At 51.1% G+C, this 13,210-nt stretch carries 10 protein-coding genes; 7 read left to right on the top strand and 3 right to left on the bottom strand.

The features are described from left to right. Positions 1 to 211: 211 nt before the first annotated feature. Entirely contained in the window at positions 212 to 1,414 is a 1,203-nt protein-coding gene (locus tag GW579_RS00545; RefSeq protein ID WP_165056929.1) for a CMD domain-containing protein, read from the top strand. A gap of 583 nt (positions 1,415 to 1,997) precedes the next feature. Continuing rightward, entirely contained in the window at positions 1,998 to 3,509 is a 1,512-nt protein-coding gene (gene dtpA, locus GW579_RS00540; protein WP_152325747.1) for a dipeptide/tripeptide permease DtpA, read from the top strand. A 97-nt stretch (positions 3,510 to 3,606) separates the two neighbouring features. Here the strand turns inward: dtpA and GW579_RS00535 are convergent, their stop codons facing one another. Together GW579_RS00535 and GW579_RS00530 are read right to left on the bottom strand one after the other, a co-directional pair. Then, positions 3,607 to 5,502, bottom strand: coding sequence for a diguanylate cyclase domain-containing protein (locus GW579_RS00535; RefSeq protein WP_165056927.1), 1,896 nt, complete (start codon positions 5,500 to 5,502; stop codon positions 3,607 to 3,609). 164 nt (positions 5,503 to 5,666) lie between these two features. Further along, the gene (locus tag GW579_RS00530; RefSeq protein ID WP_152325745.1) at positions 5,667 to 6,698 is read right to left on the bottom strand and encodes a helix-turn-helix domain-containing protein; all 1,032 of its coding nucleotides are present in this window, start codon (positions 6,696 to 6,698) and stop codon (positions 5,667 to 5,669) included. Between the two features lie 305 nt (positions 6,699 to 7,003). Here GW579_RS00530 and GW579_RS00525 point away from each other — a divergent pair, with 305 nt between their 5' ends. From GW579_RS00525 to gstA, 5 genes are all read left to right on the top strand, one after another. Then, a complete protein-coding gene (locus GW579_RS00525) occupies positions 7,004 to 7,273 on the top strand; it encodes a hypothetical protein (RefSeq protein WP_152325744.1) in 270 nt (89 codons plus the stop codon). A gap of 142 nt (positions 7,274 to 7,415) precedes the next feature. Further along, on the top strand, positions 7,416 to 8,549 hold the full coding sequence (locus GW579_RS00520) for a GGDEF domain-containing protein (protein ID WP_152325743.1): 1,134 nt from the start codon (positions 7,416 to 7,418) through the stop codon (positions 8,547 to 8,549). A gap of 190 nt (positions 8,550 to 8,739) precedes the next feature. Further along, complete coding sequence (locus tag GW579_RS00515; RefSeq protein ID WP_152325742.1) at positions 8,740 to 10,413, top strand: putative bifunctional diguanylate cyclase/phosphodiesterase; 1,674 nt, start codon at positions 8,740 to 8,742, stop codon at positions 10,411 to 10,413. A 124-nt stretch (positions 10,414 to 10,537) separates the two neighbouring features. After that, positions 10,538 to 11,404: a 4-hydroxy-tetrahydrodipicolinate synthase gene (gene dapA / locus GW579_RS00510; RefSeq protein WP_165056918.1), complete on the top strand. Its 867-nt coding sequence runs from the start codon at positions 10,538 to 10,540 to the stop codon at positions 11,402 to 11,404. Positions 11,405 to 11,603: 199 nt separating this feature from the next. Then, a complete protein-coding gene (gene gstA, locus GW579_RS00505; protein WP_165056916.1) occupies positions 11,604 to 12,209 on the top strand; it encodes a glutathione transferase GstA in 606 nt (201 codons plus the stop codon). Between the two features lie 102 nt (positions 12,210 to 12,311). Here gstA and pdxY read toward each other — a convergent pair whose 3' ends face one another. Then, complete coding sequence (gene pdxY, locus GW579_RS00500; RefSeq protein ID WP_152325739.1) at positions 12,312 to 13,172, bottom strand: pyridoxal kinase PdxY; 861 nt, start codon at positions 13,170 to 13,172, stop codon at positions 12,312 to 12,314. Positions 13,173 to 13,210: the final 38 nt, after the last annotated feature.

Genomic DNA, 13,210 nt, shown 5'->3' with positions numbered 1-13,210 from the left:
TCAGCTTCCTGAGCCGGTTTTTTTATGATTCCAATTTCACAAAATGTCGATAAAACGTCTGCCGAAATCCTTTCATCTGGAATATTCACGGTCTTCTATTCCATTTCGCTATGATTTATCGCTTAACATTATTTTATCTCGACAGCGGTATCGGCAAGGATAGGGTCTGTAAATTCGCCTGAGTGACAGGCTTGAAGCAAAGGACCCGATCATGGAACAACAACGCAAGGCCGCGCACAGCGGCTGGTATCACGAAACACAATCCAGCCAGTATGGTCACCTGCCACTCGATCCTCATGCCGCGTTGATTCAGGATCGCTTTTTACTCGGACTGGAAAACCAGCTCGACCCGACGCTTCGCCCGCTGATTAACGACCGCCAGGGTTTGCTGCGCGCTTCCCGCGCCTGTTACGAGGTGCTCTTTCCGGACAGCCTGAGCGTTTCACGCACCGAAACGTTGTCGTTATATGACCGCCTCAGCAGCGCGCTGACTGTCGCGCAGGTGAGCGGCGTCCAATGTCTTTGTAGCCATTACGCTGCCCGCCTCGCCCCCCTTTCCAGCCCCGACGCCTCACGTGAAAGTAACATCCGCCAGACCCACATTACCCAGTTCGCCCGCTTACTTGCCACGCAACCCACGTTAATTACTGCACCGATGCTCAGTCAGCTTTACGACGTCGGGCTGAGCACACGCGATATTGTCACGTTCACGCAGCTCATTGGTTTTGTCAGCTATCAGGCGCGCGTACTGGCCGTTCTGAACGGTCTGCGTGGCCGCGCGGCGGCTGTATTACCAGGATTCCCGTCGCCGGAAGGTTGCGAGCAAAAAGGGTTCTCACTGGCGATGCTGCAATGGACGTCGCGTTTACCGGAAGTGGTGCCGGAAACCGCCAGCCGTCATCAGCAGGATGTGCTGGATTTGATCGCACCGGATGCCCGTTCTTCTTCTTTCTATACGCTGCTGGTACACGACGCCGATGCGCTGAGCGAATTCTCGGCCGTATTCAATAATATTATGCAGGCTGGCGAACGCCCGAAAGCCGCGTGGCGCGAGTTGTCAGCGGTGACCACCTCGCAGTTAAACGGTTGTCTGTACTGCGCGGGGATCCACGGCCGTCTCTATCTGGAAGCGGGCGGAAGTGAAACGCTGATCGAGGAATTGTTTAAAGAAAGCCATCGTGATGACGCCGTTGATTTTGTCTCGCAAAAACGGGCAGATGCCAAAGAAGCGGCGTTGCTCGAAGCCGTGATTACGTTAACCCGTACACCGGAACGTTTTGACGCACGCCGTCTGTACGGTTTGTCTGACGCAGGCTATAGTGCCGTACAATCTCTGGATATCCTGTTGACCGCAGCGCTGTTCAGCTGGTCGAATCGTCTGATTCAGACGTTGGGCGATACGCTCAACAGGTAATGCAGGGCATGTTTTTCATTCATGCTTTACCCCTCCTTTTCGGCAGGATATTTGCCTGCCGAATCCATCAAATGTAAATACCTTCGCCTTCTAACCGCCATAAGTCGTACTAATCTTATTTTCAATCGGAAATTTAGTGTTAAAACGAGAGGCAGATCACATCAGGTTATTTGCTGCTCTGGTCACAGCTTCACCCACCACGCTTTGATTCATAAAACCCCGAAACAACCGCTACAAGCCAGAGATATTCACTGCATATTCACTATTTTCCAGCCAATGAATCCGCTTATCAGTTTTCCGGTAAAACAAATACAAATCACACTTCCGGATTATTATTCATACAACATTTTCACATTGTCTATTTAGAAAACATAAACGTTAATTCTGCATAACATTTCGAACATAGTTTAATCAGGACGGATAAGTTAAATGTAACGATACATTTCAAACTCCTTGCCACATTTACGAAGATAGTGAACATTACCTGCCGTCATCCCATCTTATAACAATGCAAAGGGTGCTTATTTCGCGCCACTTATGCGTTTTCGCCATTCACGGGCGAAAGGAATAAACAGAGGTACGAGTGTCAACTGCAAACAAAACACCAAATAATGAAAGCGTGAGTCTGAACGCGTTCAAACAGCCAAAAGCGTTTTATCTGATCTTCTCCATAGAATTGTGGGAACGTTTCGGTTACTACGGCCTGCAAGGGATCATGGCGGTTTACCTGGTCAAAATGCTTGGCCTGAGTGAAGCTGACTCCATTACCCTCTTCTCCTCATTCAGTGCGCTTGTGTATGGCTTCGTGGCTATCGGCGGCTGGCTGGGCGATAAAGTGCTGGGATCGAAACGCGTGATCGTGCTGGGTGCGATCGTGCTGGCGCTGGGTTATTCCTTCGTTGCGTATTCCGGCCACGAAATATTCTGGGTTTATCTGGGTATGGCGACTATCGCCGTCGGCAGCGGCCTGTTTAAAGCAAATCCATCCTCATTGCTTTCTACCTGCTACGAAAAAGATGACCCGCGTCTTGATGGCGCATTCACCATGTATTACATGTCGGTCAACATCGGTTCATTCTTCTCTATGCTCGCCACACCTTGGCTGGCCGCGAAGTATGGCTGGAGCGTCGCGTTCTCCCTGAGCGTCGTCGGTATGCTGATCACTATCGTGAACTTCCTGTTCTGCCGCAAATGGGTGAAACGTCAGGGCTCAAAACCAGACTTCGCGCCGCTTCAGTTCCAAAAATTGCTTATGGTGCTGGTTGGCGTCGTGGCGCTGGTGTTTGTTTCCAGCTGGTTGCTGCATAACCAAACCATCGCACGTATGGTTCTGGGTGTGGTTTCTGTCGGTATCATCATTGTGTTTGCGAAAGAAACCTTCGCCATGCAAGGCATCGCACGCCGTAAGATGATTGTGGCGTTCCTGCTGATGATGGAAGCGGTGGTGTTCTTCGTGCTGTACAGCCAGATGCCAACCTCTCTGAACTTCTTCGCTATTCATAACGTCGGTCACGATCTGCTGGGTATCAGCTTCCAGCCTGAGCAGTTCCAGGCGCTGAACCCGTTCTGGATCATGGTTGCCAGCCCGATTCTGGCAGCTGTTTACACCAAAGTAGGCGACCGTATGCCAATGCCGCATAAATTTGCGATCGGTATGGTGCTGTGTTCAGGTGCCTTCCTGGTGCTCCCGTGGGGTGCAAGCCTCGCCAACGAACATGGGATTGTGTCGGTTAACTGGCTGGTACTGAGCTATGCGTTGCAGAGTATCGGTGAGCTGATGATTTCGGGTCTGGGTCTGGCGATGGTGGCACAACTGGTTCCACAACGTCTGATGGGCTTCATCATGGGCGCATGGTTCCTGACGACCGCCGCGGCTGCGATTATCGCGGGCTATGTGGCGAACCTGACCGCGGTTCCTGCGGATATCGATGATGCACACGCTTCGCTGGCAATCTACAGCCACGTGTTCCTGCAAATTGGTATCGCGACCGCCGTAATTGCCGTACTGATGCTGGTTACCGCATCTAAACTGCACCGTATGACGCTTGACCGTGAAACTGATGAAAAACAACCGGAACTGGCTTCTGCTCAGTAATTGCAGAACGTTCTACCGTGTTGATAAACGCTTCCTTCGGGAAGCGTTTTTTTTTGCTCAATTCCCTGCCCTAAATACTTTTTATCCTAAATACTCTTTATCCTAAGTAATAACGCCCCTTCCCGCCCTGTTTCGCACGGTACATTGCCGCATCGGCTCTGGCCATTAGCGTATCCGGTAACAGAGGCTGGCGTGCCCGCCCGACCGCCACACCGATACTCGCCGACAACGCCACAGGCACACCGGCCACCCGTTCGATGGAGTGTAAGGCGCTCATCAGGCTGATACAAATCCGGCTGACATCATTTTCGGTGTTCACCAGATGCCCGAGTAAAACCGTAAACTCATCGCCAGCCAGTCGCGCCACTATGTCCTGTGAACGCAGATTATCGCGTAAGGTATGCCCGAAAAACTTCAGGATCAGATCGCCAAATTCGTGCCCGTAGGTGTCGTTGTAAGCTTTAAAATTATCAATATCTAAAAAGAGTAATGCGATGTCCTTATCTGCTTTTTCTTGTTGTTTTGCGGCAAAAATCAGTGACTGCTGGAACGCGCGCCGGTTAGGTAATCCGGTCAGTGAATCATGATTGGCCTCGAACTCAAGCTGTGCCTGAAGTTCTTTGATTTCGCTGATATCAGTGGAAAGGCCATAGTAGCCATTACGCACATCGTCACATGGAATTAGAGTGGTGTGCAAAACGCCCCCCTTGCCGTGACGTGAATTATCTGGCAATTCAATTTCGTAGCTGACCGTCATGCCCTGCAAAACTTGCCGGATATACGGCTGAATTTTTTCGTAACTCTCGTACCCCACCACATCCCTGACCTGCTGCCCGTTGACTTTATTTTCTTCCACGCCGTACCAGTTCGCGTGGAAATGGTTCACAAACGTATATTGTTCATTGGCATCCACGTGGCAAATCAAGGCCGGAATGTTATCGGTTATGGCCCTGAGGCGATTTTTACTTTCAGTCAGCTCGCGTTCACGAGTCAGACGCTGCGCTATTTCCTGATGGAGCTGGTCCATCGCCATCTGAAGCTCGTGCGTGCGCGCTGCCACCCGACGTTCCAGATCTTCCTGTAAGGAATAAAGCGCCTGCTCGATATGCTTGCGTTCAGTGATATCACTGATGACGACAATATAGTGGTGGGCATCACCGGCGATATTACGTACCAGAGATGCCGTCAGCGTAACCCAAAGCGTACCGCCGTCCGCACGCTGGAGCAGTTTTTCAACGCTGAAACTGTTGATTTCCCCCGACAGCAGGCGCGGTACGAGGATGTTTTCAGCGTAGAGATCGTCCGGATGGGTAACATCGTGCAGTAAGCAGGTACGCAGCTGGTATTCGGCGTAACCGAGCATATTGCAAACCTGAGGATTAATGCGTAACCAGCGCCAGTCCAGCCCGACAAGAGAGAAACCGACCGCCGCGTGGGCAAACGTCTGCTCAAATAAGGCTTCGCTTTTGGCGAGGTTGTCTTCCACCCGCGCCGTGTACTGGCGGTTTTCCAGGTGAAAGATGTAGCTTTGTACCAGCGCGGTCATGTCCGTCAGCGTCTGCTGATCTTCTTCGCTCCACTCCCGCGTGCGGTCGTCAATCAGGCACAACGCACCGAGCGCCACGCCCTCTTTTGAGTACAGCGCACAGCCTGCGTAAAAGACAATGTGGGGATCACCGACCACCAGCGGGTTATCGTGAAAGCGTAAATCCAGCCGCGCATCCCGGACAATCAGCGGACATTGCTGGAGAATAGTGTGGCCACAAAACGAGGTATCGCGGGGAGACTCATTGATATCAACACCGGTGTGTGACAAAAACCATTGCCGGTCAGCATCGATCAGTGAAACAACGACCGCCTTCGCCTGAAACTGGCGGGCTGCCATCCGTGTGATGCGGTCGATTTCCTCAATTCTGGGGGAATCTACTATGCCCAGAGAAGCCAGTATGGCAAGACGAGCTTGTTCATCAACTGCCTGTTGAGGGACTAACATAATGCACTCTCAATGATTACTGGTGAATATTCCACCAAGTCTACTGTGTTTAACCGGAATAACGGCCCAGATTCCGCCCTTCACGGGCAAAATTCAGAATAGTGACAGATCACGAAATGCGTATAATTTTAACAAATTTTGTACAAGGTTCGACAAATCAACCATTAAAGTGAACTGACCCAGTTCACATGCGTGGCATCAGCCTGTCCGGATTGTTCTGAGTCGCGGCGATATTTCTCCCGCATCTCTGATGGCGTGGTGCCGTAAAACTCATGGAAGTACCGGCGCAGCGCGCTCAGTTCAAGACCGCAATGGCGTGCAATGGCCGCCAGGCTTTGGTCCGACATCGAAGATGTGCGTAATAAACGTTTTGCCAGCAGAAGACGACGGCTGCGGATAAATTGCGCAATACCGCCAAGCGGCTCAAATAACCGGTACAACCCGGATCGTGAAATGGCGAAGTTTTTACATAAGACGTCAATGCTGATGGGCTTGTTAAGATGCTTCTCAATGTAGAGGCAGATCCTTTCCAGCCGTGCGCTTTGCTCAAACGGATGTTCAACTTTTTTACCCGCCACCAGATGCAGCGTTTGTAAAAACACCGAGGCAGCGCCTTCTCCGGTGCTGAGCACTTCCTGCTCCGTCATCTGATCAAAAACCTGCACCATCGTCGCAAAGTGGTTACGCAAAATGATGTTTACCGGCGAGGCCGCAGGAATACGCTTGCCATGCAGCGAGGCTATATCAACATTAAAGTGCAGGCTGTGCTTGGGCATAATAATGTACTGATACGAGCCCAGACGCGGCTTACTTTCACCAGGATAAACGTGGATCTTGATGGGCTGCGACATATCCTGAATCAGGATATCGCCCTGAATTAATTCGAAACGTTCACCAAAACACTGGCACGACATCCCGCCGGCAATCACGATAAAGATGACGATGTGATCCGGCATCGAAAACAAGTTTCCATACTGCCGGTTGATGTCGTGCTCGCTGACCGTCAGTACGCCGCCGATGACGCGGCCGAAATTGTAGCCGGTGACGCCCCAGTCAAACTCTTCGCGGTGACGATCCGGCAGTTCCAGTTTAAAGCCGGCGCTGGACATCCCGTCTTCCCATTCGTAAAAACGGGTTTCGAAGTCCTGATAAATGTTGGCACCGTCAACGATCTTTCGTGATGATGAATCGCTCATTATCTCACCGAAAATTAAGATTATTCCGAAACGATAATCTACGTCATACTGAGAAATCAATGCTCAGCAGCAATTGGTAATACTTTTTCACCAAAAACGTCTATTTTCTGCGTCCGACAGGTCCAGGCAAAAGACTGTGAAATCAGTCAATAAGCGTGGTTATTCGTTCGATTGCTCCAGTGTTTACTCCGCGATAATTATTTTCGAATCAGTTAATATCGCCTTGAAGCTTTTCATTTTTGTGATTTGCTATTCTTTTAAGATGCACGACAACGCTTTTAACTCACTCCCACCAGGAAATTGCGATGGATAAACGAAAAGTCCTGGATGAAGGACGTCAGCTCAAACGCCTGAATGCAGAAACCCGCCGGCAGGTGCACATGCATAAATGGTTCGCTATCGTGGCGGCACTCGATTGTGTACTGGTCATTTTCTACGATCAGGACATGCGTAATATCGTCTTCTCAGCGGGTGTTTGCGTGGTATGTACCTATTTATGGCTGAAAGGCAGAAAACAATCCCGTAGCTACCGGCGCGAGTGGGACGCCAAATTCGGCACAAAAAAGCAGCTCTGAACCTGTTTCGTCGGTTTTAGCTGTTCTTCCTTTATTCCTTTCATAAAGAAATTCCTAATTTTCACGAAAGTGTTTCTGTTCCGGCCTGATAATCGGCCAAAATAACATTTGGCATACCCGCAAATAACAACTCATACAATTTATGCATCTCGACGTTTACACGTTATTTATTTTCGAACTTTATATTCTCATTCTGCTGACCGGCGTCATGCTTTTTGCGTGGATCGGCGGCCGCAGGGATCCGACGCTCGGACTGATGGCGCTCATGCTGGCTTTCGCTACGGCGGGAACACAGCTCAGTAGTATGCGCTCAGATGTGAACGATATTATTCCGGTTCTGTTCAGTAACCTGCTGATATTGCTATGTTATGGCATCATGTGGTCAGCTGTCAGGGTATTTACGGGCCGCCGTATTATCCTGCCTGGCGTACTTGCCGGGCCACTGATTTGGGCATTTTTCTGCCTTTCTCCGGATTTCTATCACAGCCTTTCTCAGCGGATTTTGCTGACATCCATACTGACCGCCGCGTATACGCTGATGACCACCGTGGAACTGTGGCATGTCCGCAGACAGCTGAACGTTACGTTCTGGCCTGCACTGCCGCTTAGCCTGTTTCATGCGGGATTCTATCTGATGCGGCCGGTGTTTGATGACGGCTTACCTTACGCCGAAATGGCCGGACGTCACAGCAGCGGGTTCTTCGCTATACTCATTTTCGAAGCGATTCTTTACGCCATCTGCCTGACTTTTATCATTCTTGCCATGGTGTATGAACGCGGACAGCTGAGCTACAAACTGGCTTCGCTGCGGGATCCGCTCACTGGAGTTGGAAACCGTCGCGCGTTTCTGGAATTTGGTAACGAATTGATCAGAAAGCGTAAAAACTGCACCTTACCGCTGCAATTGATGTTATTTGATTTGGATAATTTTAAAAAACTGAATGACCAGTACGGTCATGCAGGCGGTGATTCCGCGCTTATTTTCTTTTGCAGCATCGTTAATTCCCTGCTGGAAAAGAAAGATGTATTTGCCCGCATCGGCGGTGAAGAATTTGCCTGCCTGACAAGTCAGCCTAAAGAACAGGCAATAAAAATGGCAGAAACGATTCGTTTCCGGCTGGCGCAAAGTTCACAGCATAATATTCCAATGACGGTCAGCGTCGGTATTGCGTTCAGCGATCTTAATCAGGACACGATTTCTCACTTATTGATTCAGGCAGATCATGCTTTGTATCGGGCTAAATCTGCGGGTAAGAACCGGATTGAACTGAGTTGATCGTTATTCACCCGAACATTATATCGAATACCTTACTTATGGCGTGATAACCAATTGAATTTTCAAATTTAATAACAACGGTAATAATCTCATCAAAATGTGAGTAATAATTGCAAAAACAACCTGATGAGATTACTGGCTAAAAAATGTTGCCAGAACACACTCATTTCCTGCTCGGGGTATTTAACTCATGCTTACTGATATTGCGATATGCCAGGCAGTTCTTGATGCTCTTCCCGAAGCGACGGTACTTAAAGACGACGAACGCAAACTGGTATTTTTGAATCAAAAAGCCAGTGAGTTCTATGGCCGCACACGTGAAGAACTGATCGGCCAGGACGTCTCGTTTTTTACCGATCCTGAGCAGGCAGCCCGTCAGCGTGAGCGGGATATTGAAGTGCTGGTCACCGGCGAAAAGACGGTTAACGAAGAAACGCTGGTGGATCCTTCCGGTAAGCGTCGTAGTGTTCTGGTGCGTAAGTCCCGCGTTACTCTGGAGACCCGCCATTTTATTCTGACGTCCATTATGGACATTTCCCTGTTGCGCAGTTCAGAAGCGCAGATCCGTTATCTTGCCCGCCACGATGTGTTAACCGGTTTGCCGAACCGGACCGCCCTGAGTGAAGAACTGAGCCAGATTGCCGCACAGCGAATGTACCGCCCCGAGCCTTGCGCCCTTTTCCTGTTAAATCTTAACGACTTTAATTACATCAACGATACCTACGGCTATCAGGCCGGAGACGCAATTTTATGTGAATTTGGCCAGCGTCTGCGTAACGAAGTCGGTAATAACGGTACGGTTTCCCGGATTGGTGGCGACGAGTTTTCCATTATTTTGCGTAACAGCCCGACCAGCGAAATGGCCAATAATCTGGCCCTCGAAATCCTGGTGATGATGCGCCAGCCGTTTACGCTGACGCGCGCCAATCCGATGATCACCATTTCTTTCGGCATTGTGATGTTTGGTGCCGAGAATATTACCGCTGGTGAAATTATGCGCCGGGGCAATACCGCCTTGCTGGAAGCCAAGCAGCGCGGCAAAAATATGTTCTCGTTCTATTCTGAACTGCTCGATGCCAGCAGTGTGAGTAAACGCATTATGGTGAAAGCGCTGGCCGAATCGCTGGCAAAAGACGGGGATTTGTCCTGCGTCTATCAGCCGATTTTGCGTAGCCGCGACGAAAAAGTCGTGTGCGTCGAAGCCCTCGCCCGCTGGAACCACGGCGTGCTCGGGCAGGTTTCACCGGTGCAGTTTATTGCGCTTGCGGAAGAAACCGGGCTGGTGATTCAGTTGGGTGAAATCGTCCTGCGACAGGCTTGCCGGGATATCAAAAACTTTGAGCAGCTCAATCTGGCAATTAACGTTTCTGCCGTGCAGCTCGGAGAGCCGGATTTCGGGCCGCGTTTTCTGGCCGTGCTGGAAGAAGAGGATTTCCCGCCTTCGCGGCTTGAGCTGGAACTGACCGAAACGTCAGTCATGAACGCCAATGCGAACAGCCTCAGTCAGCTGGCGAAACTGCGTAAACTGGGCGTTAAAATCTCTCTGGACGATTTTGGCACAGGCTATTCCAGCCTGAGTTTGCTGAAAGATATCTCCGTGGACAGCGTGAAAATCGACCGTTCATTTGTGCAGTACGTCACAGAAGTGAATGATACGGCCGCCATCGTGACGGCGGTTTCTCAGCTCGGCAATAAAATGCATCTCAACGTGATTGCGGAAGGTGTGGAAAATCAGCTGCAAAAATCCTTCCTGGTTTCAGCAGGTTGCTCGCATCTCCAGGGCTATCTTTTTTCGCGTCCCGTGACCGTCGAAGTGTTAAATAGTTTGTTGAGTAACGAAATGGATATGTTAGCCGGTACATAAAACCCGCAAACATAAGCACCATAGATAACTCAAAACACCTTATTAATTCATTCAATTGGCGCTCGTCCCTGTTTTACTGACATGATCCGAGGCTGATAAAACACGCCGTTTAAGGAATTACAACATGTCATCGTTTTCAGGTATCTGGGTCCCGCTGGTCACGCCTTTCCATCAGGGTGAGATCGACTTTACTGCACTCAAATCATTGTGCACCCGGCTCCTCAAACGGGGTGTGGACGGCGTCGTCGTCTGTGGTACTACCGGTGAAGCGCCGATGCTCACCAAAGAAGAACAGCTTCAGGTGCTGGACGCCGTACTGGAAGTCGTTCCCGGCCAGCAGGTGATCATGGGACTTTCCGGCACGCATATGCCGGTGATCCGCGCCATGCAGGACGCTATTTCAGAGCGTCCTGTTGCCGGTCTGCTTATCCCCGCGCCTTACTATATTCGCCCCTCTCAGGCCGCGCTGGTCACCTGGTTTACCGAAATTGCCGACCACTCGACGGTGCCGGTTGTGGTGTACAACATCCCTTATCGTACCGGTGTACACATGGAATTGGACACACTGCGCCAGCTGGCTAAACACCCGCAGATTACTGCGGTGAAAGATTGCGGCGGCAGCATCGACCTGACGCTTTCACTGATTGCAGACGGCGAGTTGGACGTTCTGTGTGGCGAAGATGTGCAGATTTTCTCGACCCTGAGTCTCGGCGGAGCAGGCGCGATTGCGGCGTCATCACATATCTTCCCGGAAGAGTTTGTGGCGCTGATTAAGCAGTTCAGAGAGGGGAACATTGTTGCCGCCCGAAAAACATTCTTTGGCCTTCTGCCGATGATCCGCCTGATGTTCTCCGCGCCGAACCCGGCGGCGATTAAATACGCTCTTTCACTCGACGGGCTGATGGACAATGAGTTGCGTTCGCCAATGCTGACTGCACCGGAAAATGTAGAAACGGCGGTACGTGATTTCCTGAACCAGCGCTCCCGCTGATTTCACCGGATGGTGGGCAAAACATCCGTCATCCGGTGCGGTATAAAGTGAACAATTGAACGCCCCGTCACAATTAAATCACTGACTTTTGCTCCCGCCGGTTCTAGGATAGAAGCAGACCTTATATCGCCGTGCAGCTGTTTCCCGAAGCCGAAATGTTTCGCGGGCGCAGGCTGGTAGCTCATCCAATGGAGTGTTTATGAAACTGTATTACAAACCCGGTGCCTGTTCCCTTTCTCCACATATCGTCCTGCGTGAAGCAGGTCTGGATTTCAGTATTGAGAAAGTCGATCTGGCGACCAAGAAAACAGAAACCGGTGATGACTTCCTGACAGTGAACCCGAAAGGGCAAATCCCAACCCTGCTGCTCAGTGACGGCAGCATTCTGACCGAGGGCGTTGCCATCGTTCAGTATCTGGCTGACCAGAAACCCGACCGCCAGCTGATGCCGGAACAAGGTACGCTGGCCCGCTATCATGCGCTGGAATGGCTGAACTACATTGCGACCGAACTCCACAAAGGTTTCTCGCCGCTGTTCAACCCGAAAACGCCTGACGAATTCAAGGCACTGACCCGCGAAGCGCTGAGCAAGAAATTTGCGTACGTGAATGAATCCCTGAAAGGTCACGCATTCCTGCTGGGTACACGTTTCAGCGTAGCCGATGCGTATCTGTTCACCGTGATGGGCTGGGCGAAAGCGCTGAAGTTTGATTTCACGGCGCTGAGCGAGCTGAACGCCCATCTGGAGCGTGTTGCTGCACGTCCGGCAGTTGACGCAGCCATGAAGGCTGAAGGCCTGAAATAAGCATTCCCTGAGTTAAAAAAATGCCCCGGCTGAATAATCAGTCCGGGGCATTTTTATTGAACCGTGATGTCGCGTTTTACGCGGATCCGATCCTTACGCCGGTTACAGTTTTACCGCCGGGAAATGATGCTCCGGTTTAACCATTTTGTCCTGCGCAGCGACGATTTGCAGCTCGTACTCGCCCATCGAATGAGTGGTCAGCATCACTTCATAAACGGCGGCGGTCACATGCTCCAGCGCTTTATCCAGCGCCTCGCCCTTGAGCAGATTCACCAGCAATAATCCGCTGGTCAGGTCGCCCACGCCAACAGGCTGACGCACGCCAAAATCGACCAGCGGGCGGTCGATATGCCAGGCTTCATCCGCCGTCACCAGCAACATTTCAAAACGATCGCTGTGATATCCCGCCCGGCTCAGATGTTTCACCAGCACGATTTTCGGGCCTTTCGCGATAAGCTCACGCGCCGTGGTAACGGCTTCTTCAACGCTTGCCACCGCATGGCCGCTCAGCAGTTCAAGCTCCAGCAGGTTTGGCGCAACGATATCGCAGTTCACCAGCGCCTGATTGCAGTGAAATTCCGCCACGCCCGGCGCCACGATGCAGCCTTTCTCTGGATGCCCCATAACCGGATCGCAAAAATACCAGGCATTGGGATTCGCCGCTTTCACCTTCCGGACGATCTCCAGAATGCTTTGCCCCTGCTCCGGCGAGCCGATATAACCGCTCAGCACGGCGTCGCAGTCTTTCAGGCGATCGATTTCCGCAATACCTTGCGCAATTTCGGTCAGATGGCTGGCGGGCATCACGCAGCCTGTCCAGTGTCCGTACTGGGTGTGGTTGGAAAACTGAACCGTATTCAGCGGCCAAACGTTTGCGCCCATACGACGCATAGGGAATTCAGCCGCGCTGTTGCCGGCGTGCCCAAAAACAGTATGAGACTGGATAGAAAGAATGCTTTTCATGAGGAATTTCCGATAGCAGCGTCATCGGTGGATGGCGG

Source organism: Rahnella contaminans (assembly GCF_011065485.1).
In the GTDB taxonomy this organism is placed as follows: Bacteria; Pseudomonadota; Gammaproteobacteria; order Enterobacterales; family Enterobacteriaceae; genus Rahnella; species Rahnella contaminans.
The sequence above is the reverse complement of the archived record's forward strand: the minus strand, read 5'-3'. Positions and strand labels throughout refer to the sequence as shown.